This is a genomic window from Dermatophilus congolensis (assembly GCF_900447215.1).
GTDB lineage: Bacteria > Actinomycetota > Actinomycetes > Actinomycetales > Dermatophilaceae > Dermatophilus > Dermatophilus congolensis_A.
This window is the reverse complement of sequence record NZ_UFYA01000001.1, coordinates 482,811-504,764: the sequence shown is the minus strand read 5'-3', so window position 1 is coordinate 504,764 and position 21,954 is coordinate 482,811. Positions and strand designations below refer to the sequence as shown.

The 21,954-nt window shown below is 56.5% G+C and carries 22 protein-coding genes; 4 read left to right on the top strand and 18 right to left on the bottom strand.

The window, feature by feature from the left end; translation table 11 throughout:
* Positions 1–92: 92 nt before the first annotated feature.
* Positions 93–1,286 (bottom strand): 1-deoxy-D-xylulose-5-phosphate reductoisomerase, encoded by a 1,194-nt coding sequence (gene dxr, locus DXZ77_RS02135; protein ID WP_115029594.1) that lies wholly within the window; start codon positions 1,284–1,286, stop codon positions 93–95.
* A gap of 117 nt (positions 1,287–1,403) precedes the next feature.
* Here dxr and DXZ77_RS11985 point away from each other — a divergent pair, with 117 nt between their 5' ends.
* Positions 1,404–1,571 (top strand): hypothetical protein, encoded by a 168-nt coding sequence (locus DXZ77_RS11985; protein ID WP_181815993.1) that lies wholly within the window; start codon positions 1,404–1,406, stop codon positions 1,569–1,571.
* Between the two features lie 180 nt (positions 1,572–1,751).
* On the opposite strand, the gene DXZ77_RS02130 is transcribed toward DXZ77_RS11985, so the two are convergent.
* The 4 genes from DXZ77_RS02130 to DXZ77_RS02115 form a co-directional block, all read right to left on the bottom strand.
* The gene (locus DXZ77_RS02130; RefSeq protein WP_243888638.1) at positions 1,752–2,474 is read right to left on the bottom strand and encodes a LutC/YkgG family protein; all 723 of its coding nucleotides are present in this window, start codon (positions 2,472–2,474) and stop codon (positions 1,752–1,754) included.
* Positions 2,474–4,141, bottom strand: coding sequence for a lactate utilization protein B (locus DXZ77_RS02125; protein WP_051277466.1), 1,668 nt, complete (start codon positions 4,139–4,141; stop codon positions 2,474–2,476). Before DXZ77_RS02125 ends, DXZ77_RS02130 begins: the two co-directional genes overlap by 1 nt.
* Complete coding sequence (locus DXZ77_RS02120; protein WP_115029593.1) at positions 4,138–4,971, bottom strand: (Fe-S)-binding protein; 834 nt, start codon at positions 4,969–4,971, stop codon at positions 4,138–4,140. The genes DXZ77_RS02125 and DXZ77_RS02120 overlap by 4 nt, the downstream gene beginning before the upstream one ends.
* A gap of 63 nt (positions 4,972–5,034) precedes the next feature.
* Positions 5,035–6,699 carry an L-lactate permease gene (locus DXZ77_RS02115; protein WP_115032420.1) on the bottom strand — a complete coding sequence of 555 codons (1,665 nt, stop codon included), beginning with the start codon at positions 6,697–6,699 and terminating at the stop codon, positions 5,035–5,037.
* A gap of 217 nt (positions 6,700–6,916) precedes the next feature.
* On the opposite strand from DXZ77_RS02115, the gene DXZ77_RS02110 reads away from it, so the two are divergent.
* Positions 6,917–7,672, top strand: a complete 756-nt coding sequence (locus tag DXZ77_RS02110; protein ID WP_115032418.1) for a FadR/GntR family transcriptional regulator — start codon at positions 6,917–6,919, stop codon at positions 7,670–7,672.
* Positions 7,673–7,691: 19 nt separating this feature from the next.
* Here the strand turns inward: DXZ77_RS02110 and rlmN are convergent, their stop codons facing one another.
* The gene (gene rlmN / locus DXZ77_RS02105; RefSeq protein ID WP_115029591.1) at positions 7,692–8,987 is read right to left on the bottom strand and encodes a 23S rRNA (adenine(2503)-C(2))-methyltransferase RlmN; all 1,296 of its coding nucleotides are present in this window, start codon (positions 8,985–8,987) and stop codon (positions 7,692–7,694) included.
* A 198-nt stretch (positions 8,988–9,185) separates the two neighbouring features.
* Between rlmN and DXZ77_RS02100 the strand changes: the two genes are divergently transcribed.
* Entirely contained in the window at positions 9,186–10,079 is an 894-nt protein-coding gene (locus DXZ77_RS02100) for a hypothetical protein (protein ID WP_115029589.1), read from the top strand.
* A 20-nt stretch (positions 10,080–10,099) separates the two neighbouring features.
* On the opposite strand, the gene DXZ77_RS02095 is transcribed toward DXZ77_RS02100, so the two are convergent.
* The 5 genes from DXZ77_RS02095 to rpsB form a co-directional block, all read right to left on the bottom strand.
* A complete protein-coding gene (locus DXZ77_RS02095) occupies positions 10,100–10,954 on the bottom strand; it encodes a phosphatidate cytidylyltransferase (protein WP_115029587.1) in 855 nt (284 codons plus the stop codon).
* A gap of 4 nt (positions 10,955–10,958) precedes the next feature.
* Entirely contained in the window at positions 10,959–11,516 is a 558-nt protein-coding gene (gene frr / locus DXZ77_RS02090) for a ribosome recycling factor (protein ID WP_115032416.1), read from the bottom strand.
* Between the two features lie 106 nt (positions 11,517–11,622).
* Positions 11,623–12,342 carry a UMP kinase gene (gene pyrH / locus DXZ77_RS02085; RefSeq protein ID WP_147279161.1) on the bottom strand — a complete coding sequence of 240 codons (720 nt, stop codon included), beginning with the start codon at positions 12,340–12,342 and terminating at the stop codon, positions 11,623–11,625.
* Positions 12,343–12,575: 233 nt separating this feature from the next.
* Complete coding sequence (gene tsf, locus DXZ77_RS02080; protein ID WP_115029583.1) at positions 12,576–13,403, bottom strand: translation elongation factor Ts; 828 nt, start codon at positions 13,401–13,403, stop codon at positions 12,576–12,578.
* 146 nt (positions 13,404–13,549) lie between these two features.
* Positions 13,550–14,377, bottom strand: coding sequence for a 30S ribosomal protein S2 (gene rpsB, locus DXZ77_RS02075; RefSeq protein ID WP_115029581.1), 828 nt, complete (start codon positions 14,375–14,377; stop codon positions 13,550–13,552).
* 341 nt (positions 14,378–14,718) lie between these two features.
* On the opposite strand from rpsB, the gene DXZ77_RS02070 reads away from it, so the two are divergent.
* Positions 14,719–15,504 (top strand): M23 family metallopeptidase, encoded by a 786-nt coding sequence (locus tag DXZ77_RS02070; RefSeq protein WP_115029579.1) that lies wholly within the window; start codon positions 14,719–14,721, stop codon positions 15,502–15,504.
* 11 nt (positions 15,505–15,515) lie between these two features.
* On the opposite strand, the gene DXZ77_RS02065 is transcribed toward DXZ77_RS02070, so the two are convergent.
* From DXZ77_RS02065 to lepB, 7 genes are all read right to left on the bottom strand, one after another.
* Entirely contained in the window at positions 15,516–16,493 is a 978-nt protein-coding gene (locus tag DXZ77_RS02065; RefSeq protein WP_306746435.1) for a tyrosine recombinase XerC, read from the bottom strand.
* Between the two features lie 76 nt (positions 16,494–16,569).
* On the bottom strand, positions 16,570–17,793 hold the full coding sequence (gene dprA, locus DXZ77_RS02060) for a DNA-processing protein DprA (RefSeq protein ID WP_258553079.1): 1,224 nt from the start codon (positions 17,791–17,793) through the stop codon (positions 16,570–16,572).
* Positions 17,790–19,349: a YifB family Mg chelatase-like AAA ATPase gene (locus tag DXZ77_RS02055; RefSeq protein ID WP_115029576.1), complete on the bottom strand. Its 1,560-nt coding sequence runs from the start codon at positions 19,347–19,349 to the stop codon at positions 17,790–17,792. The genes dprA and DXZ77_RS02055 overlap by 4 nt, the downstream gene beginning before the upstream one ends.
* Positions 19,346–19,735, bottom strand: a complete 390-nt coding sequence (locus DXZ77_RS02050) for a YraN family protein (RefSeq protein ID WP_115029574.1) — start codon at positions 19,733–19,735, stop codon at positions 19,346–19,348. Before DXZ77_RS02050 ends, DXZ77_RS02055 begins: the two co-directional genes overlap by 4 nt.
* A gap of 111 nt (positions 19,736–19,846) precedes the next feature.
* Complete coding sequence (locus DXZ77_RS02045) at positions 19,847–20,167, bottom strand: DUF2469 domain-containing protein (protein WP_028326990.1); 321 nt, start codon at positions 20,165–20,167, stop codon at positions 19,847–19,849.
* Between the two features lie 16 nt (positions 20,168–20,183).
* Positions 20,184–20,978: a ribonuclease HII gene (gene rnhB / locus DXZ77_RS02040; protein WP_371667478.1), complete on the bottom strand. Its 795-nt coding sequence runs from the start codon at positions 20,976–20,978 to the stop codon at positions 20,184–20,186.
* Between the two features lie 5 nt (positions 20,979–20,983).
* Positions 20,984–21,733 carry a signal peptidase I gene (lepB, locus tag DXZ77_RS02035; RefSeq protein WP_258553078.1) on the bottom strand — a complete coding sequence of 250 codons (750 nt, stop codon included), beginning with the start codon at positions 21,731–21,733 and terminating at the stop codon, positions 20,984–20,986.
* Positions 21,734–21,954 lie beyond the last annotated feature (221 nt).

The following is a 21,954-nucleotide window of genomic DNA, read 5'->3' as shown; positions in this document are numbered from 1 at the left end:
CGTCGACTCCTTCTTCCAGCGAATTCCTGCACGAAAAAGCTCCTACGACTGATCGACCGTGAAGCTCACACCCTGTACCGATTGTGCAACGATCACCTAGCGATAACTGATCCCGCCACGTCACGCGCCCACGCATCAGCAGCCAGCACCCCAGCTACATCATCAGCGTTGCCTGGCTGTTCTGCCCGCTGAACCGCCTCATGCCACCGGTTCACCACTAGCTCCACCGTGTCCACAATCTCCAAGAAACCGATACGGCGATCATGGAAAGCATCAACACACACCTCATTGGCAGCGTTATATACAGCGGGGTATGTCCCTCCCATTTCCCCAACACGGCGAGCCAATGCCACCGCAGGGAATGCTTCTTCATCCAGAGGGAAGAACTCCCACGTACTCGCTTTAGACCAGTCACATGGCGCTACCGCTGCCGGAACACGATCTGGCCATGCCATTCCTAAAGCAATCGGCAACCGCATATCCGGTGGCGATGCCTGAGCAATCGTAGATCCATCAACAAACTCAACCATTGAATGCACCATTGATTGAGGATGCACAGTCACTTCGATAGACGAAAAAGGAATATCGAAGAGCAGATGGGCTTCAATAACTTCTAAGCCCTTATTGACAAGCGTGGACGAATTAGTAGTTACCACTGGCCCCATATTCCATGTTGGGTGAGCCAAAGCCTCCTCCGGTGTGACATTAACAAGCTCTGCGCGGCGCCGTCCGCGGAAAGGTCCACCGCTTGCTGTCACCACAAGCTTGGCAACCTCACTACCCTTTCCAGAACGTAACGCCTGCGCCAGAGCCGAATGTTCTGAATCTACTGGCACGATCTGTCCCGGCTTCGCCGCCGCTTTAACAAGATCACCCCCCACAATCAGCGACTCTTTATTGGCTAACGCCAAGGTGTTTCCAGCCTGGAGCGCAGCAAGAGTCGGACGCAAACCAATCGATCCCGTAATGCCGTTGACCACCACATCCACGGGCCGACCAGCAACCTCTGCCACCGCCTCACCCCCCACTAGCACCTCAGGCATCCGCTGCACACCAGCTGCTCGCAGCGCTGCATGCACTTCTTCTACTGAGCCCTGCGCAACCGCAACCACATCGACATCAAGCTGGGCAACCTGCTCAGCAAGCACCCCCAGTTGCCCACCACCAGCAGCCAAACCCGTCACACGAAATCGATCTGGATTACGTAGGACTACATCTATTGCCTGCGTACCGATCGACCCAGTGGATCCCAGCAGAGTTACTGTTCGTTGTGTTGTCACCAACACATCGTGTCATGCACACCTAGACGCCAAACAAGCTTGGATTATCTCCCATCCCCTCTTCTCGACGCGTAGGCTACTCGAAACCCTTTTCCATCTTTTACCTGCGTTCAAAGGAAACCCATGGCAAACAAAGACGGGCTCTCCCTCGGTTACCGCCTCTGGTGGAACATCCGCAGAGTGGCAATGAGCATATTCGGCCCTGCCCAACTTGGCGATAACGACCCGCTGCACCGTTTGAAAGCAGAACGTGAAGCCAAAATTGCCCAGTACCACGCCCAACAGAACTAGCAAGCTAATCACCGGCCCGGTCTCTTGCATTGCAAGGCACATCGACCGGTAAGGGCTTTTCAACGTAGCTAGGCGCCCAGACCTCAAAGAGTCTGGGCGCCTAGCTACGTTGAATGGTTATCGAGCTCCGCTCGCGCGAGCCGCTGAGCTATGCCTCACAGCGGCTCGCATAGAACAGAATTAGCCAGCCACGATGACGTAGAGGGTCCGAGGACCGTGCACACCTTCAACACGAGACAACTCGATGTCGCTCGTAGCGCTACCGCCACTAATCCAGGTCACTGGATTGCCCGCACGTAATGAGGGGGCAACCAAAGCCGTGGCCTCAGGAATATCGCTGACGATTTGGTCGGTAGTAACTACACACACGTGAATGTCAGGAAGCAAGGTGAGGGCACGACGTCCCTGGTCTTCAGCGTGGTCAAGCATGATCGTTCCCGACTCAGCACCTGCAGCACGAGCCGCCGTGACAACAGCATGCGTGGAGTTCAGCTCAGCGCGAGTTCGAGCCCCAGCAGTGGGGCCATCGGTGCTTACTGGTACACCAAACTTCTCCACTGCAGCTCGCCACGAAGCATCAATGCCTTCTGGCAGTACGACACTTTTTGCTTCAGTGATCCGCAAAGCTTCAGCAATGGCAGCGGGGATCTCTTTAAGTGCGCACCGAGCGACCGTAGCCCTGTAGTCCTCGACACGCTCAACGAATCGATCAACCACGTCATCTACCTGTGGGTTGGCCTGCCCATATTCCCAATCCACCGGAGTGTCCTCAGCCGGAGACACATCAGCAGGTACATCGGTCAGCCCTTGGCGGATACGCGCCAAGATCTCATCACGAGCGCTCATTCCTGGCGTGTGCGGCGCACCCGCGGTGAGGTCAGGGCGTTGCAAATCCGTGCTCATCAGTTTTCTCCCTTGCGCTCGCCATTCGTGCCAGCTGTGTCATCGTCACCGTGCTCACGGTTCCACCAGCTACGGAACGATTCCGCCGGAGGCACCGGCACGTTCCTTGCTCCTGTCCAGCGAGAGAGCGGTCCGGGAATAGCGCCGATGTGATCGGTGAACTTGCCGAGGCTGCGACCACCGAAACCACTCATGTTGGTAGCGGTCTTCCAACGGCGGGAGTCTGACATCATCCAGGCTGCAGAAGCCATGAGAGCAGGCTCGGTGTGGGCAATGAAGGGGCGGGCAAGCCGCTTCTTCTTAAACTTGGCGTTCGCTTCGGCCTTTTTGGCGCTAACAACCTTGTTGCGCATGTAGACGAGTAGCTCCGGAATCGGGATGCGCACAGGGCACACGTCGAAGCACGCGCCGCACAGGGTGGAGGCAAATGGTAGAGAGCGATCGACCTTGGAAGATGTTCCGCGCAACTGCGGGGTGAGGATCGAGCCGATTGGTCCTGGGTACACCGACCCGTAGGCGTGACCACCGACCTTTTCATAGACAGGGCATACGTTCAGGCAGGAGGTGCAGCGAATGCAGCGCAGTGCCTCACGACCGTGTTTGTCCTGGAGAACGTTGGTGCGGCCGTTGTCGATAAGGACCACGTGCATGGCTTTGGGGCCGTCTTCGCCGCCCTTATCTCCGCCCGGTCCCGTCCATAGGGTGGTGTAAGGGTTCATTCGCTCACCAGTAGACGAACGCGGCAGCAGCTGAAGGAAAACCTCAAGGTCTTCAACCGTCGGGACAACTTTCTCAATGCCGACAACACTGATGAGAGTTTCCGGCAGGGTTAGGCACATACGGCCGTTACCTTCGGATTCGACAACCGCCAGAGTTCCAGTTTCAGCAACTGCGAAGTTAGCTCCGGAGATACCTACCTTGGCGCGCAGGAACTTTTCGCGCAGGTGTTGGCGAGAAGCCTCTGCAAGGTGGGCTGGTTCGGAGTCCAAACCTTCGGGAGCAGGACGGCCATAGGTACCCATCTCGTCGAGGAAGATCTCGCGCACTTCACTGCGGTTGCGGTGAATAGCTGGCACGAGGAAGTGGCTTGGCCTGTCATGTCCAAGCTGCACGATGAGCTCAGCGAGGTCAGTCTCCCAGGCTGCGATGCCCGCGTCTTCAAGGGCCTCGTTCATCTCAATTTCCTGGGTAGCCATGGATTTAACCTTGACGACCTCAGGGTAAGTAACGTCACCGTTGTTTGCCTCGGTACCTTCACCCTCGCTGACTGCGTACTGGGAGAGTGCATCTTTAACGAGACCGACGATGATTTCGTTCGCTTCGGCTGCGTCACGCGCCCAGTGAACAGTTGTTCCTGCTGCAGTAAGTGACTCTTCTAGCTGGACCAAGTACTGGTCTAGGTGCCGCAGGGTGCGGTTCTTAATTGATTCACCAGCGCGACGAAGCTGTTCCCAGTTGTCTAGCTCTGCTACGACACGACCACGTTTGCCTCGGATCATGGTCATAGCGGTGTGCAAGTTGCCCCGCTGCACTGGCTTGCCTAGCTGTACCTTGGCTGCTGAGGGGAAGGCATCCGAGTTGATCAACTCTCCGGGCGGCGGCGAAGGAGTCAAACGGCCCTCGGCGTCGCGCGGAAGTGCTGGCATACCGATGAACGTGGTGCTCATTTGCGCACTCCTTCCCGTGAGGCCCGGGAAGACCCGGGGGTGAACTGTGCCTCTTCGGTTGAGGCAAGAATTTCGGCGAGGTGGACGGGACGGATACCGGCGTTGTTGCGTCCGAGTACGCCGGAGATATTCAAGAGGCAGAGGTTGTCTCCTGCGACGAGGTACTCCGCTCCAGTATCTGCAACGTGACGAGCCTTATCTGCGGCCATCGCAACAGACACATCCGGGTTCTTCATCGAGAATGTGCCACCGAATCCGCAGCAACGGTCCGCGTCTTCGAGTTCCAACACGGTAATGCCGGACACTGCCTGGAGAAGACGCATCGGGCGATCTCCAACTTTGGCCATGCGGACAGAGTGACAAGTCGGGTGATAGGTGACCTTGTGCGGGAAGTAAGCGCCAACATCCACCGTTCCTAGGACATCAATGAGGAACTCAGAGATGTCATATGTACGGGAGGCGATGTCAGCTGCTTCGCGACGCAACCCGCTGTCACCAGCGTGTTCAGCAAGCATCGTGTGCTGGTCGCGCACAGAGCCTACGCAGGAACCAGACGGGGCCACGATGTAGTCGTAGTCGCTGAAGGTGTTAACGAAGTTACGAACGAGCGGAACAGTCTCGTCGAAGTAACCCGAGTTCGTGAAGGCCTGTCCGCAGCACGTTTGTTTCTGCGGGAAGGTCACTTTCACGCCCAGGCGCTCCAGCAAAGTGGTCACTGCTTTGGGGGTGTTAGGGAACATCGCGTCGTTGGCACAGGTTGCGAACAGCGCGACGGTGAGTCCCTCACCTGGCCGGGTGCCGGCCGGTGAGGAGGGTGCGGCTGTGGTCATGTTCTCGTTCTCCAGGTGGTGTCGGGTGGGTTGATTCCCCGGGGTGCACGGGGAAGCTGACTATTACGGAAGCAGCCACGCAAGGACAGGGGTGGACATGAGGCCCGAAACGACGCACATGAACACCAGCAGAATGAGGCTCCAGCTAATAACTCGGCGCAGGATGACGGATTCAGAGCCAGCTAGCCCGATCGCAGAAGCGGCGATGGCCAGAGACTGCGGAGAAATCATCTTGCCGACAACGCCACCTGCGGCACCGGTGCCGACCAGCAGACCTTTGTAACCGATCTGGTCTCCAACGCTGGCCTGTAGCGGGGAGAAGAGCAGGTTGGCTGAAGTGTCAGAGCCGGTGACGTAGGTGCCGATCCAGCCCAGGATCGGAGCCAAGAAGGGATACACAGCGCCTGCACCAGCAACCCAGAGGCCAAGAGCGTATGTCTGACCGGAGTCACCCATGACGTAAGCAAGAGCAACAACAGCGCCGATGGTGAGCATCGTGAAACGCAGCTTGACAACGTTGCGCCAAAGCTCAGCGAAGATCTCTTTGAACGAAACCTTGTAAATGATTCCGACGAGGATTGCGACCAGGGCAAGCAGGGTACCGGGGCCAGAAAGCCAAGCGATGGTGTAGGTGGCATGGCCAGAGGGCTTTCCAGAAACGCTCATGAGCTCCTGCAGGCCGGGCCATGCAAGCTTGAGATTGGTGGCAACTAGGGCGTTGTGAACAGCCGGGATGGCTGCGATGGAGAACACAACGATGACAAGGATGTATGGCACAAGCGCCATGAAGATACGCCCGCCGGTAAGAGTTTCGTTGTCATCAGCAACGCGAGCAGGTGCTTGTTCTTCCAAGCTCGGATCCATCGGAGCCCCAACACGGGCAAGGGCTTCTTCGCCACCGCGGGGCTTCCAAAAGCGCAGGAAGGCAATGGCTGCAGCAACGGTGATAACGGCCGCGAAGATCTCTGTGAGGTTATAGAGCGGTGTAGCAGAGACGATCCATTTTGTGGCGCCGAAGATCACACCGATAAGGATGGCGAACGGCCAGCATTGAGTGACACCCTTTTTACCGTCCATGACGAATAGGAGGAGTAAGGGAACAAGGAGACCGAGAAGTGCGCATACGCGACCGGTAATGATGGCGACCTCAGTGACGCCTACACCGCTTACCTGGGCGGCGGTAAGAATGGGAAGCCCGACAGCACCGAAAGCAACTGGAACGGTGTTGGCAAGCAAAGCCACGACCGCTGCGCGTAGTTTTGAGAACCCGATAGCGATGAGCATGACTGTGGCGATGGCTACCGGCGCACCGAAACCTGCGAGCGCTTCGAGAAGTCCACCGAAGCAGAAGGCGATGAGCATACCGAGCACGCGGGGGTCATCACTGATCAGGAAGAAGGTACGGCGCAGATCGTCGAACCTTCCGGAGATGACGGTCACCTGGTACATCCAGATGGCACACAGCAGGATCCATACGATGGGGAATTGACCGTAAATGAAGCCGTGCGCACTGGTTGACAGGGCCATGCCGACAGGCATGGAGAAGACTGTAACCGCGATGACCAGGGCCACTGCCCATGAGGTAATACCAGCGATATGTGCCTTCCACCGCAGGCCGCCCAAAGTGATAAGCATCACCATGATCGGGATGGCGGCCACAAGCGCCGAGAGCCACTGCGATGGGAGGGGACTGGGATTGGGCGTGAATGCCGCAAGGGCTGGAAGCATGAGAACTCCGTTGTCCATGGGGGCGCCGCGGAGGGCTACCCGTAGTTGGGCCGGGTGATGGGCGCCACTGCTTTGGTCCGACCATTAAAGGACATTGCGGTCGGTCATGCATCATGGCGTGGGTACTAAATCGCTCAAGTGTCGTGTGTCACGCCACCATCGAGCGAGAATGATCGTGAACGATTCCCACCGCTGGCTCAAATTCTGGAGGATTTGCATGGCACACAAGGCCCAGGATGGGGCTGCTGACACGCCTGGCCCTTCCTGGCACCCCGTCACCAAAAAGAAGGCTTACGAGCAGGTCATCGCCCAGGTTGAGGAACAAATCGTGGCTCGGCGGCTACGGGTAGGAGACCGACTTCCTGCAGAACGTGAGCTTGCGACAATGTTGGGTGTCTCCAGAGCTGGCGTGCGAGAGGCAATGCGCACGCTAGAAGCGCAAGGTGTGGTCTCTGCCGACGTCGGAACAGACGGGGGGACGTTCGTCACGACCATGTCGAGCGAGGCAATTACGCGCATCCTTCGCTTACACGTGCATCTTTCCCACTTCTCAGTACCAGAAGTTTTAGAGGCTCGTATCCCTTTAGAACGCAGAAGCGCCAGACTAGCGGCGTCACAGGCTTCCAAAGAAGATCTCGCGAAAATGCGTGAGGTTCTTGATGAAATGGCCGACCCCTCAACACCGCGCGACAGGTTTAACGAGCTGGACACACAATTCCATGTTCTTGTGGCTGCTGCAGGCCATAACAGGCTTGTCACTGAATTGACTACAGCTATTCGGGAGACGATGACAGGCCCAATAATGCATAGTTTTGATGATGAAGAAGACTGGCATGCTCGCTCAGCTAGCTTGTGTGCAGGCCACGAAGCCATCTTCACTGCAATTGAAAAAGGCGACGCTCTTCAAGCAGCTGAAGCTGTCGAAAGTCATATTCGTCTTGCTTACGAACAACTGCACTATCACTCGAACTAGCTGAGTAGTCACTTCACTTTCAACTGGTAGCAGCAGCGAGTTGTCCGCATGCGCCGTCGATGTCGCTTCCACGCGTGTCTCGGATGGTTGTTGGCACCCCATGTGCCCGCAGGCGCTCAACAAACTGCTGCATCACACCGGGACGGGAAGCTGTCCACTTTGATCCAGGAGTAGGGTTAAGCGGAATGGGGTTGACGTGCACCCAACCTTTACCTCGACGCGTAAGCTCCTCCCCCAGCAAATCGGCGCGCCACGCTTGATCATTCATGTCTCTGATGAGCGCGTATTCGATCGAAACTCGACGGCCCGTTGCATCGAAATAGGCCCGGGCAGCATCGAGTGCTTCAGCGACCTTGTACCGATTGTTGATCGGGACAAGTTCATCCCGCAGATCGTCGTCGGGGGCATGCAGACTCAGCGCTAGCGTGACCGGCAACCCCTCAGCGGCGAGTCTGTTAATTCCGGGCACCAGACCCACACTGCTCATCGTGATGCCACGCGCACTCATCCCAAAGCCCTCGGGAGCTGGAGCGATCAACCTGCGAATCGCCGCCACGGCGCGTTTGTAGTTCACAAGCGCCTCGCCCATCCCCATGAAAACAACATTGCTTACCCGCAATGGTGCTGTGGCTATTTCATGAGCATCTGCCAGAGGGTAGGCCTCATCATCGTCGGGGTTAGCGAATGCCTCTGCTCCCGCAGATCCCGATTCGCCACCTTCTGGACCTGCGAAACGCCCTGATCGCAGCAGCACTGCTCCCATCCGTACCTGCTCAACAATCTCAGCAGTCGAGAGGTTCCGAGTGAAACCTTCTTGTCCGGTAGCGCAGAACGGACAATTCATTCCACAACCGGCCTGACTTGAAATACACATAGTCACGCGGCGCGGATAACGCATCAACACACTTTCGACGAGCGCTCCGTCATGAAGCCGCCACACAGACTTGACTGTGCGCCCGTTGTCAGCGACCAAATCACGCACGTTCTCCAACAGCGAAGGAAAGGCTGCTTCTGTGATCTTTGACCGGGATCCTTGAGGAAGGTCAGTCATTGATTCAGGGTTTGTCGTGAAATGTGAAAAATAGTGGGTGGACAGCTGCTTCGCCCGGAAACCGGGGTATCCAGCTTCCTTCAACAGGGCCACCCGTCCTGCCATATCAAGATCAGCGAGATGTGTGCGCGGCAAGAGGTTACCCGGCGCCGACAATGTAATCTGCCCAGGCCCAGGGCGCCTGCGCGCCAAACCTGGCCGCGCCTGCGCACCGCTACTCTGACCTTGAAGCGGCTCACTACTAGTCACATTCTCACTGTTCATCACAGCTATTCTCGCAGGAAGCCGCAATCCTCGACAACGCGGCCCCTCGAGACCTACCTCAAGTGACCACCTAAGCTCACAGATAACTCAACGATTGCTTCCACATCCGGGGATTACCCTTCCCCGAAGACAATGTTCACCCCAGAATGGGCGATCAAAACGTGAACGCCCACAACAGCTCAAAGTGAAGGTACAGCGATGACGGAAAGCTTGTGGCGCCGCCTCGCAGGACGCATGCGGCGATCACGCCCCAAGGCAACTAGCGCGGGAACATCCGCCAAACGACGCAAACCACGCACACCAACAGTCGCCCCTTTCGTCCTTAAAGGCGAGCACGAAAAATATCCCCGTCCCCTTACTAACAGCCGCCCGACGCCGGCAGAACATGCGTGGCTACCTCTGTACGGCACAGCCAACCGCATACCTGGCCTTTCCCCCTCAGGAAATGCCACCCCAGACGACAAGACTGTACTGTCATCACTGCGACTACAGCTGGCCGACATCGAAGATGTTCCCTCGCTCAGCAACCTGACCCACGTTCGCGCTTACGCCCCCGGGCTTGTTGAGCTCCTTACTGTCAGTACGCCGGAGGCTGTCATAGCTCCACCGGCAACCGACCTGGCACATCTAGGTTCTCCTGAAGAACTCGTCGAAGTAGCTCGCCACAATCTTGTACACACTTTGGCCGATATTGGAGAAGAAATCGAAGTACGCCACTTCGAAACCACCGAAGGACTCACCTTCACTGGCCTTCTAGGCGATTCCTTATCAGTGGCCAGCTTGGCCATCGAATTACCCCGTGTTTCGCGCCTTCTTCACCCAGGAAGTGACCTCAGCAAAGGTGTCTTTGTGGCTGTACCAAATGCTCATCACCTCGCGCTGCGCATAGTTGATAACGTCAGCTCCCTCATGTCGGTGGGCCCAATGAGTGTCTTCGCTCGCAATGGCTACAAAGACTCAGGAGCTACCAGTCCCCACGTCTATTGGGCACACGGTGAGCATCTGGAAACACTTACTCCGCTGACAACACACGAACGGGGGCAAATCGCCATTCGCGTACCCCCCGCACTGTCAGAGCTTCTCGACCGCTGAGTGAGGGAGCAGTTTTCCTCTCACGCTGGCAGCAAAGCTGCCATAACTATCCATGCCACCGGGGCGCACACCAACAAAGAATCCATGCGATCCATTAGTCCACCGTGCCCCGGTAAAACTTTTCCGAAATCTTTAATGCCTAGATCGCGCTTGAGCATCGACTCGGTCAAATCACCCAGTGTGGCGCACATAGCTAGCAAACCCCCGAAGAGCACGCCCTGCCACCAGGCTGCCCCCAATGGAAATGCAAACATCACTGCCCCGGCAAGAGCACACATTACTACCGAACCGGCAAAACCTTCCCAAGATTTATGAGGGCTCACCGATGGTGACATCGAAGTTTTCCCAAAGCGCACACCGGCTATAAAACCACCAATATCGCTGCAAACAGTAACAAGGACAAATGCGATTACACGCCAATGCCCTTCAGGGGCTGTCAACATTAATGCCGTAAATGAGGCAAGAAACGGCACATAACCCAGCACAAAAACACCGCTACCGATATCGCGTATCCCTGTACGCAGGTGACCGATCAGCGTTCGCCAGACGATTACCGCGCCAGCTTCCACACCAAAAATCACCAACAGCGCCGCCGGACCTCCTAGGTACGCAGCCAACGGCATCACGGATGCCCCCACCACCACTGGAACTAATGGCACCTCATGACCACCAGCCACAAAGCCGTTTCTTAACTCCAGCACCGCAAACACGATCGCTGGAGTTAAGAGCAGCAGCCATCCCCAAGGCGCCACAAACAAGGAAGCAAGAGCAAGAACCCCCAACGCCACCCCCACGCCGACAGCGACCGGAAGATTCCGGCCCCCTTTCGACTTTTTCTCAGGTGGCGATGAGGGTTCCACAACAGGTGCATTCACCCGATCAGACCTCGAGTAGCTCTGCCTCTTTACCCTTCAGGAGGGCGTCAACCTTCTCAACGAACTTTTTCGTCAACGCTTCAAGATCTTTTTCATATCGGGTACCTTCATCTTCACCGACCTCGCCATCTTTAACAGCTTTGTCGATGGCGTCTTTAGCGTGACGACGTACAGAACGCACAGAAACCTTCGCGTCTTCACCTTTACGGTTCGCGAGCTTGATGTATTCCTTGCGGCGCTCTTGAGTCAGCGCAGGCATAATCCCTCGGATAACGACGCCATCATTGCTCGGGTTAAGCCCTAGATCCGAGTCACGCAGAGCCTTCTCCACAGCTCCTAGCGAACTACGGTCATAGGGAGTCACAAGCACGGTGCGCGCATCTGGAATCTGCACAGAGGCGAGCTGCTGCAAAGGTGTCGGAGCACCGTAGTAGTCGACCATGATCTTGTTGAACAGACCTGCGGAAAGACGACCAGTACGAATGTTGGAGAACTCCTCCCGGGCGACCTCCAAAGCCTTCTCCATCTTTTCCTCGGCTTCGAGCATCGTGTCATCCAACATGTGCGACCCCTTCTGCGTTATCGACTGACTAGACTGCTCGCCCCCGGCGATATCGGAGAACACCTAAGCAGCTCAGCATTCCTGCATCAGACTCTACCCGCCTCCATCAAGCGCTGTAGACCTCGGTACCGATCTCATCACCACGCAGCGCCCGGGTAATGGCTTGCTCCTCCTGCATACCGAAGACAACCATCGGCATTTTGTTCTCACGGCACAAGGCAAAAGCGGCCGCATCAACAACTTTGAGACCCTGGCTGATCGCTTCGCTGTAGCTGACGCGATCCAGCTTAACTGCCGTTGCGTCTGTTCTTGGGTCACCGGTGTAGACACCGTCTACACCGTTTTTGCTCATGAGAACTGCGTCGGCATGGCACTCAAGCGCACGCTGAGCGGAGACCGTATCCGTGGAGAAGAAAGGCATTCCTGCGCCCGCACCGAAAATAACGACACGCCCCTTCTCCATGTGTCGAATAGCTTTGCGGGGTATGTAGGGTTCCGCGACCTGTCCCATCGTGATGGCAGTCTGCACGCGAGTGGGGATTCCTTCTTTCTCTAGGTAATCCTGCAAAGCTAGGCAGTTCATCACGGTGCCAAGCATGCCCATGTAGTCAGCACGGGTACGATCCATACCCTTCTGCTGCAGTTCTGCGCCACGGAAGAAGTTACCTCCGCCCACGACGACCGCTACTTCAACACCTTCTCGAACAGCTACAGCGATCTGCGCAGCAATTCCGCGAACAACATCTGGATCTACGCCTACAGCCCCACCACCAAAAGCTTCCCCAGACAGCTTCAGCAGAACACGTTTGTATGCACGAGCACTCACGAAAAATCTCCCCACATCGGCGAACCAATTCAAACCATGTTGCCACGCATGGCGAACCACAAGCGACTTATACAAAGAAGCCGCTCACACAAAAGAAGTGACCCACCAATAAAGGCGGATCACTTCTTAAAAGATTTCCCGTTGCTGCCTATTTTAAAGAAACAAAGGGAAAGGGAACCTACTCAGCAAAAAATACTTATTCATACCAAGTAGGCCTACCCACGACTATGAGATCAGGAACCGACGCGGAAGCGAGCAAAGCCGATAGCTGTTGCTCCGGCTTCTTCCAGAACCTTGGCAACTGTCTTCTTCTGATCCTTAGCGTACTTCTGGTCAAGAAGGACGTTTTCAGCGAAGTATCCCTTAACGCGACCCTCAATGATCTTCGGCAGAGCCTGCTCGGGCTTACCTTCCTCGCGAGCCGTTTCCTCAGCGATACGACGCTCGTTAGCGACCGTCTCTTCGTCAATCTCATCCTCAGTCAAGACAGACGGGGAGAACGCAGCAATGTGCATCGCGACATCGCGACCAATCTGCTCGTCACCACCAGAGAAAGCGAAGAGAACACCAACCTGCGGAGGAAGATCAGGGTTCGTCTTGTGCAGGTAGGAAACGACGTGCTCACCCTCAATGCGGGCAACACGACGTACTTCCATCTTCTCGCCAATCGCAGCAGCGTTGTCCTCGATCAGCTTCTTAACCGGCTGCCCTTCGACGTCAACCTCCATGAGAGACTCAACGTCGGCGGCGCCACTGGCGGCAGCAGCCTGCAGGATCTGGTCAGCCATAGCGATGAACTTCTCACCCTTGGCAACGAAGTCCGTCTCGGTGTTGACCTCGACAAGGGTGCCAATGTTCCCCTCAACCTTGGCAGCAACCAAGCCATTGGAGGCCGAGCGACCTTCGCGCTTCGTGATGCCCTTCAGACCCTTGACGCGAAGCAGCTCAACAGCCTTGCCCTTGTCACCTTCAGCCTCATCCAGAGCCTTCTTGACGTCGAGCATGCCCGCGCCGGTCTTTTCGCGGATTTCTTTGATGTCGGCGGTGGTGTAGTTAGCCATCTACCAATCACTCTCTCTCGTACCGGTGGTCGCGACTATCGTCGCGACCACCGTCGTCAAAGTTGTTACGTCCAACAATGGCCATTACGAGCCACAACGGCAGCGTTCACATGCTCAAGAACACGCCATGAACGGTCGAAACTGGCTCAGGCCTGGGCTTCTTCAGCCGTGTCCTGGTCTTCGCTCTTTACCTCGGCAGGTGCATCAGCCTGCTCACCAGCCAGCAGCTCTCGCTCCCACTCAGCCATCGGCTCGGCCTGCTCACCAGCAGCTGCGCCACCAGAGTTACGAGCCATGAGCCCCTCGGCCACAGCGTCAGCAACGACACGGGTCAGCAACGTCACGGAACGGATAGCGTCGTCGTTACCCGGAATGGCGTAGTCGACCTCATCGGGGTCACAGTTGGTGTCCAGGATCGCGACGATCGGGATGTTGAGTTTGCGCGCCTCGGTAACGGCAAGGTGTTCCTTCTTGGTGTCCACGATCCACACGGCAGAGGGGACCTTGGACATGTCACGGATACCGCCGAGCGTGCGTTCCAGCTTGTCTTTTTCGCGACGCAGAACGAGAAGCTCTTTCTTGGTGTGGCCCGAGCCTGCAACATCGTCGTAGTCAATGGCCTCAAGTTCTTTGAGGCGGTCCAGACGCTTAGAGACGGTGCTGAAGTTGGTCAGCATGCCACCGAGCCAGCGGTGGTTCACGTAGGGCATACCCACGCGAGTTGCCTGCTCTTCGATGCCTTCCTGCGCCTGCTTCTTCGTGCCGACGAACAAGATGTGACCGCCGTGAGCAACGGTCTGCTTGATGAACTCGTATGCATCGTTGATGTAGGTCAACGACTGTTGCAAGTCGATGATGTAGATGCCGTTGCGCTCGGTCATGATGAAGCGCTTCATCTTCGGGTTCCAACGGCGGGTCTGGTGTCCGAAGTGGACGCCGCTCTCAAGGAGCTGACGCATGGTGACGACGGCCATGCCGAAGCCTCCTGATACTCGTTTTGGTTGACGACTTATCCGCGGAATTGCGGCTAAGTCCCTGGTGTCGAGAGAACCGCCACCGAGAAAAACCCGGACCGAAGGCGAAACCCCACCATTCCTTCTCTGGCGCACAAACACCGGAAGTTACTGGCGAATAACGACACGCGATTTCCTGCAGCGCACACGCCACAGGTTTAAACATCATAACGCCAGCAGCCACTGCCCCGCGACGCCAGCGCGCTCTCGCACGAGAACTGTCAGTCCCCAACCCGCCTTCCCATCCACAGACAGCAACTTTCCCCACTCATACATTCACTCCACCAACCACGATCACCTACGTGAGCCTCGACCCCATCACCATCGCCCTCATCGCTCTCACCATTGCCACTGGCCCCGCGGGATGGGGAACCCTTCTCGTTGGCACCGGCGTACGTGTAGTTGGCACTGCCATTGCACGCACAGTCGCCACCCAGGTCGTGAAGTCAGTCGCCACAGGAGCCGCTCGAGGCACTCTCACACGCTTAGCTGGATCCGGTGTAGCCAAAGAACTTGAAGGTGTTGCTGCACGCGCACTAGGCAAACAGGTAACCGCATCAACAAGTCAAGCAGCCGCCATTGGGCAAGGCGCAGCACGCGCAGGCACATCCGCCCGAGCAGGAACAGCTGCTTCCGGGCGACATGCAAAGAAAAACATGGAAAACATGCTTGCGCTGCTTCCCGCTCCGTATCGCATTCCTCTACGTGGATCTACCCATGTTTTACGTGGCTTCGATAAACCCGCACAAAATTGGCTTCCTGGGCATCGAGGCGTAGACCTCGCCGCAGCCGCAGGCGCCCCTGTTCTAGCAGCGAGCAACGGAAAAATTTTTTATGCAGGCAAAATTGCCACAAAATCAACCGTGTCAATCATGCACGCACGAGGCATCCGAACCACCTATGAACCTGTGATCCCCACAGTTAAAACTGGGGACGTCGTCAAAGCAGGTCAAGTCATCGGACACATTGCTCCATTTGCCGCTCACTGCGCACCCAAATCATGCCTGCACTGGGGAGCGATCAAAAACGCTGAATACATCGACCCCCTCACCCTCATCGGCGAGGTTCGCCTCCTACCGTTACGTTGAACAATTCATTCTCACGCCCGCGGATGCGCCTGCTCGAAAACAGCCCGCAGACAAGCCGTGGACACATGCGTATAAATCTGAGTAGTGGCCGGCGAAGCATGACCAAGAAGCTCCTGCACATCACGCAAATCAGCTCCATGATCAAGAAGATGCGTAGCTGCGCTGTGCCGCAAAGCATGGGGCGAAATATCAGGAACCTCAGCCCGTGCCGCCGCTGCATGCACTGCATCACGTATCTGTCGCACCCCCCAACGGCCTCCGCGTGCGCCCAAAAATAAAGCTGCCCCGCTTTCCTTACTCGCCAAGTGCGAGCGCATAGAAAGCCACCGACGCAACGCCTGTGCTGCAGGTTCACCAAAAATAACTTTGCGCTGTTTGTTTCCTTTACCAACAACCACAGCAGTACGTGACTCAAGATCAACATCGTCAATATCAAGTCCAGACAACTCCTGAACCCGAACACCGGTGGCATAAAGCATTTCAAGCGCAGCAGCATCTCGAGAACGGAGCGCTTTAGCCCGCACGGCTGCCGACTTATTTGTGTCATTAGACTCAGTCGTCAGGAGCCTGATGGCCTGACGTTCTTTGAGAACCTTGGGCAAGTGTTGTGATCGACGTGGGCTACGGATCCGTAGAGTCGGGTCAATCTGCACTACACCTGCATCACGAGCCCACCGGAAAAAGGTACGCAATACCGCAATTCGGCGGGCGAGAGTAGCTCGTGATTTTCCTTGTTCAGCTGCTTGAGCTAACCAACTTCGTACGTCATCAACATCAATATCTTCAACTGACTTATGTCCTCGTTGCGCTGCATGGCGCATCGCGGAACGAAGATCCGTGTCATATGCGCGCAACGTATGTGGGGATCGTTCTTTGCCACGATGGTGTTTAAGAAAGCCGAGAAAATCTGCCACGATCTCCTGCGTTCGACCCTCGAGGCTCTTCTCAGCTGTGCCGCGACTACTCGAGTCGCTAGTCGGTTCAGTCACCACTTCACGATGCACAGCGGGTCCACCCAGCGCAAGAAAGCTAGGCGGACCCGCTAGATATTCACGGTTTTTCGAGCTATCCGATACTTCGACTGCCTGGCGGGCGGCGCCATTGACCGTTGCTGTTTATGGCGAATCCTTCCAGTTCAAGTCGCCCCAAACTCGTAAGAACCTCGCGCGTTCCCATACCGACAATGGTGGCGATCTTGCCCACGCTTCGCGGGCGCGCCGACAGCGCATCGTGTACTGCTGCATCTGATGCATCCAGTGAGTCAATGACCGTAGAAGGAGCTAGCTTTTCTGCTGCAGCCTGCTCCCCCACTGGACTAATCAGTTCGAGCACCTCATCCACATCGGTGACGAGAGTGGCCATGCCATCACGAATCATTACGTGACATCCCGCCGAGGCCATCGAAGTCACCGGCCCAGGGAACGCCATGACGACACGCCCCAAGGAAGCAGCAGTACCTGCGGTGTTTCGCGACCCAGACCGTAGCCCTGCTTCGACAACTACTGTGCCCGCTGAGACAGCCGCGATAAGGCGATTACGTTGCAGGAAACGACTTCTTAATGCAGCGCTACCTGGAGCGACCTCGCTAAGAATGAGTCCGGTCTGCGCAATCTCGGCCAGCATCTGTGCATTAGCTGCCGGATACTGTTTGTCGATACCGCAGGCCAACACCGCAACCGTTGTTCCGTGTGCTGCAAGCGCACCGTGATGTGCTGCAGCATCGATTCCGTATGCTGCACCGCTAACCACAGCACGACCGCGCTCAGCCAGAGACCAGGCCAGATCGCCCGACTGATTTATCCCGTAATCCGTAGAGTTGCGTGCGCCCACAATAGCCACAGATCCGCTGCATACCTCAGCTGCTTGTCGGGGTCCTCGTGCCCACAAAGCAACGGGAGGCACCTCCAAGTCAGCAAGACCGCTTGGCCACTCATCATCACTAGGAACAATGAGACGTGCACCGTACCTGCGCGCAATATCGAAATCCCTGAGAACATTCAGGTCAGCGAGCCGAGGAGTGAATTGTTGAACTACTTCCTCATGACGCGTAGCCACAGCAGCAAGCGCCTGTACGGGGCCGAGCAGCTGAATCAAAGCATGCGCCCATACATTCCCCGGTTCTGCCAAACGAGTCCACGCAGCTCGCGCCATACGATCCAGCCCAGCTTCGGGTGAGCCAGTTGCCGTGAAATCCGTAACTGTGTCGACGCCAAGAACTCGAGCTGCAATATCTTCAGCATCCAAGGGTGCTTGCACTCTCTCTAGAGAGGCTCGTTTAGAACTCTTCATGCAGCTGCCCCCAGACGCGAACGTAGACCGAGTGCTAATCCAACGTCTTCACGGGTTGGGCGATCTTTTACGCTCAAATCAGCCACAGTCCAAGCCAAGCGCAGAACGCGGTCATACCCCCGTAATGTGAGAGCCCCCCGGTCAAGTGCGCGGTCAATGTCACTGGTAGCAGCGGCAGGTAGCTGAAACTCTCCGTCACGCAGACGTGGCCCAGGCACATGCGCGTTAAGGCTCCACGGTTGTTTTTCCCATCGATGGTTTTGTCTTTCTCGTGCTCTCTTCACTCGCTGCGCAATCACCGCTGAGCTCTCTGCTCGTGGCGCTCGTAGCGCTGCTCTGGAGACGCGTTGTACCTGAAGCTGCACATCGACACGGTCCAACAGCGGGCCCGCCAGACGACCTAAATAGTCACGTTGTGCCTTCGAAGAACAGCGACACTGAGCACCTTTACCGAAGGCGTTCCCACACGGGCATGGGTTAGCGGCAAGGACGAGCTGGAAACGTGCTGGGAACCTCGCTGAACCACGGGCTCGGGCAACAACAATCTCGCCAGATTCCAAGGGTTGCCTAAGTGCCTGTAACACTGAGGGCTTGAATTCAGGTGCTTCATCGAGAAAAAGAACCCCATTGTGAGCTAACGAAATTAGCCCCGGACGGACGGCACCTGCGCTGCCGCCGCCTCCGATGAGAGCAGTCGCCGAGGCTCCGTGGTGAGGAGCTACAAAAGGTGCTCGTTTGACCAAACCAGCATTATCAAGCTTGGCCAACACACTGTGCACAACCGTTGACTCCAATGCCTGAGCATCGCTCAGAGGTGGTAACAAACCAGTAAGACACTCTGCGAGCAAAGTTTTTCCTGCTCCAGGAGGACCAACAAGAGCCATATGGTGCCCGCCTGCTGCAGCAACTTCTAGGGCAAAACGAGCTTCTTCCTGGCCAGCAACATCAGACATATCTCTGATAACAGGTACAGGTGCACTGCTGAGCTCAGTTTGCACAGGCGAAAATCCAACTTGGGCGCATGCATCATTGCCTGTACGCCCAACGAGATGGAATTTCACCGCCTCAGCAAGACTGCTCACCTCGAATACACGCGCTTCACTAACCAGAGCAGCTTCAGCAGCGTTCGCTGGCGGAACAAGCACCGTAGTGCACCCCTGCGAGACGGCTTCCAGCACGAGAGGAAGCACCCCTGATATGGGTTTCAATGCCCCATCAAGACCAAGTTCTCCGATATGAAGAACTCGATCAATGGTTTCGGGCGGTAGCGCCTCCTGCGAAGCCAATACAGCCATGGCAATTGCCAAATCAAAACCAGCCCCGGTTTTGGGCAGTGACGCGGGGGAAAGGTTCACAACTACTCGACAATCCAAGCGAGGAAACCCCGAATGGATAACGGCAGCCTTGACCCGTTCAGTAGCCTGGCGGCAAGCAGCATCCGGCATGCCACTGACTAAAAAAGTTGGAAGACCTGGCGAAACATCCGCCTCGACCTGAACCAAAGCCCCAGAAAGCCCAAACAGCGTCGCTGCACACGTTCTTCCTAGGCCAGTCATGACACACCAACCAGGTGTTCGATACGCGCAGGACCTGAATCATTCATCCAAATCGCAACGACATCGATGCGCACCGAGCGAATAAAACGACGAGTGCCTCGACCACTCGGATGCTCTGCAAACCAGGCCGACGCTAAACGCCTAAGCCGAGTGAGCTTTTCTGCGTTTACGGCCTCAATCGGCGAACCGAACCGCGTACTTCGCCGTGTCTTTACTTCAACGATGACAAGCGTTTTGCCATCGATCGCAACGACATCAAACTCACCGGCACTGCATCTCCAGTTACGCGCCAGAATTTCCATGCCTGCAGACACCAGGCGCTGGACCGCGAGCTCTTCACCATAAGCCCCCAATGCCCGCCTACTGCGGGCAGCGATTGATCCCATGTGGATCACCTCCACCTGACAGCCTCACGACTCAGGCAGTGGTTCCGCTGACCTCAGATGTGCCTTGGGGACAGGTGAACAGGTTGGGGACAAGAACCCCGTGAAACGAGTTCAGGCGCCGAAATCTTCGTCTGCGATTTCGAGGTCATTCTTTGCGAGTTCCTCAATGTTCACATCTTTAAACGTCACTACACGGACGTTTTTGACGAACCGTGCCGGGCGGTAAACGTCCCACACCCATGCATCGCTCATCGAAACATCGAAATAAACCTCGCCACCATCGCTACGTACTTTCACATCCACCGAGTTACACAAGTAAAAACGACGCTCGGTTTCCACGACGTGGGAAAACAGCCCGACAACGTCCCTGTATTCACGGTAGAGCTGCAGCTCCATGTCGGTCTCATACTTCTCGAGATCCTCGGCGCTCATGCGCACTCACCTTTCTTCACGTGTGATCCGGCGACTGTGCGCCCCGCTGTGGGAGTGTGCCACACCCAGCAACGCTGGTCTGCGCTTCAGGCACGACTGCCACATCTGATCCCACCACACCTGTGGGACATGTGCCCAGGTTCCACGAACGCCTGTGCTCCTCAGAGACACCCATGCGACCCAACGCAGCTCGATGCGCCGCACTGGCATACCCCTTATTCACATCCCAGCCATACACAGGATGTTTGGCAGAACGCTCAACCATGATGCCGTCACGCTCTACCTTGGCCAACACGCTTGCAGCGGCCACTGAAGAGCACGTCCGATCCCCTTTCACCACCGTCACAACCGGGGGCACACCTGACCTACATGCGCTGGCATCCTCAACATCTGCAGGAAGCGCAGAAAAAAGACCCACGGTAGAAGGATCAGTCAACCAGTCGTGCTTGCCGTCCAGAATCACCAAATCCGGATTCACGCCACAAGCAGCAAGTGCTCGCCGACCAGCTAGCCGCAACGCAGCCATGATCCCATGCTCATCTATCTCTTCTGGCTCTGCATGCCCTACTGCCCATGCACAAGCCCAACGGTGAATAGGTTCGACAAGGCGTTCACGAACCGTTGGAGAAATGAGCTTGGAATCACGCAAACCAACCGGAGCGCTGCGTGTATTGGCGTCTACGACACACACACCAACGCTGACCGGACCAGCCAAAGCGCCGCGACCGACCTCATCCATCCCAGCAACGAGCGCAGCACCCTGCCTCATCTGCGCTCGTTCGAGACGCAACGTAGGAGCTGCCGAAGTCAGCTTTGTCACCGTACGGCGGAAGCATGCGGGGTGCTTCCGTTACCCAGCGGGGCGCTATGCGACCCCTTCTCTTCCTTCACCGCAGATGATCTTTTTGACGGATTATGTGATGCGTTAGGAACTTTCGAGAAAACTTGCGGATAATCGCTCAACCACGTTGCACGGTTCAGCGGCCAGATCACAGCAAATGCCCGGCCCACAACATTAGCGATCGGCACAGACCCTTCCGTCCCATTACTCGAAGGCTTGTCATGAAACCGTGAGTCACTCGAATGGTCACGATTATCGCCCATCACCCACAATTTTCCAGGCGGAACAGTGATGTTAAAGGTGACACTACTCGGCGGCGTACCAGGGAAAACATACGGTTCGTCGATCGGTTGACCATTAACAGTCAACTTTCCATCCGCTGTGCAGCACTCCACATGATCGCCAGGAAGCCCCACGACCCGCTTGATCAGGTGATTCCCTTCATCCTCAGGAAGAACCCCAACCCAACTGAGTACCTTTGCCACCCCGGAACGTGGACGCGGCATCGATGGCGGCAACCAGCCACCGGGATCCTCGAACACCACGATGTCGCCACGCTTGATATCAAAAAGGTCCGGCGTCAGCTTCGAGACCACCACACGATCATCCTCAATCAAGGTATTACGCATGGATCCAGAAGGGATATAGAAAGACTGCAGTAACCACGTCTTCACGATGAACGAGATGATCAAGGCAAATACGACAATGATCACTAGTTCACGCACAAACGCCCACATTGACCCCAGCACACTCGTGCTGTTGCCTCCGCCAGGAGACGACGAACGGTTTGGCCTACGCCGAAAACCGCGGTTATCCCCTCGCGTGCCGGTCTCGCCACCATGTTCTGGCGAATTGTGCGTATTACTCATCGTCGTTGTGTCCCCGATCTGCGCCCATCGACGCAATTGGCCTGCTGGAACCGTACCCCGTATATCTGTGGGCAGCC

Coding starts and splice junctions, on each gene's coding strand:
- DXZ77_RS02130 (WP_243888638.1), bottom strand. CDS start 2,474: ATGAGCACGGATTTGCAACGCCCTGACCTCACCGCGGGTGCGCCGCAC.
- DXZ77_RS02120 (WP_115029593.1), bottom strand. CDS start 4,971: ATGACCACAGCCGCACCCTCCTCACCGGCCGGCACCCGGCCAGGTGAG.
- rlmN (WP_115029591.1), bottom strand. CDS start 8,987: ATGAACAGTGAGAATGTGACTAGTAGTGAGCCGCTTCAAGGTCAGAGT.
- tsf (WP_115029583.1), bottom strand. CDS start 13,403: ATGGCTAACTACACCACCGCCGACATCAAAGAAATCCGCGAAAAGACC.
- DXZ77_RS11985 (WP_181815993.1), top strand. CDS start 1,404: ATGGCAAACAAAGACGGGCTCTCCCTCGGTTACCGCCTCTGGTGGAAC.
- frr (WP_115032416.1), bottom strand. CDS start 11,516: ATGTTGGATGACACGATGCTCGAAGCCGAGGAAAAGATGGAGAAGGCT.
- DXZ77_RS02045 (WP_028326990.1), bottom strand. CDS start 20,167: ATGAGCGCCGAGGATCTCGAGAAGTATGAGACCGACATGGAGCTGCAG.
- rpsB (WP_115029581.1), bottom strand. CDS start 14,377: ATGGCCGTCGTCACCATGCGTCAGCTCCTTGAGAGCGGCGTCCACTTC.
- DXZ77_RS02050 (WP_115029574.1), bottom strand. CDS start 19,735: ATGGGATCAATCGCTGCCCGCAGTAGGCGGGCATTGGGGGCTTATGGT.
- DXZ77_RS02115 (WP_115032420.1), bottom strand. CDS start 6,699: ATGCTTCCAGCCCTTGCGGCATTCACGCCCAATCCCAGTCCCCTCCCA.
- dprA (WP_258553079.1), bottom strand. CDS start 17,793: ATGAAGAGTTCTAAACGAGCCTCTCTAGAGAGAGTGCAAGCACCCTTG.
- DXZ77_RS02110 (WP_115032418.1), top strand. CDS start 6,917: ATGGCACACAAGGCCCAGGATGGGGCTGCTGACACGCCTGGCCCTTCC.
- DXZ77_RS02100 (WP_115029589.1), top strand. CDS start 9,186: ATGACGGAAAGCTTGTGGCGCCGCCTCGCAGGACGCATGCGGCGATCA.
- DXZ77_RS02125 (WP_051277466.1), bottom strand. CDS start 4,141: ATGAGCACCACGTTCATCGGTATGCCAGCACTTCCGCGCGACGCCGAG.
- DXZ77_RS02055 (WP_115029576.1), bottom strand. CDS start 19,349: ATGACTGGCCTAGGAAGAACGTGTGCAGCGACGCTGTTTGGGCTTTCT.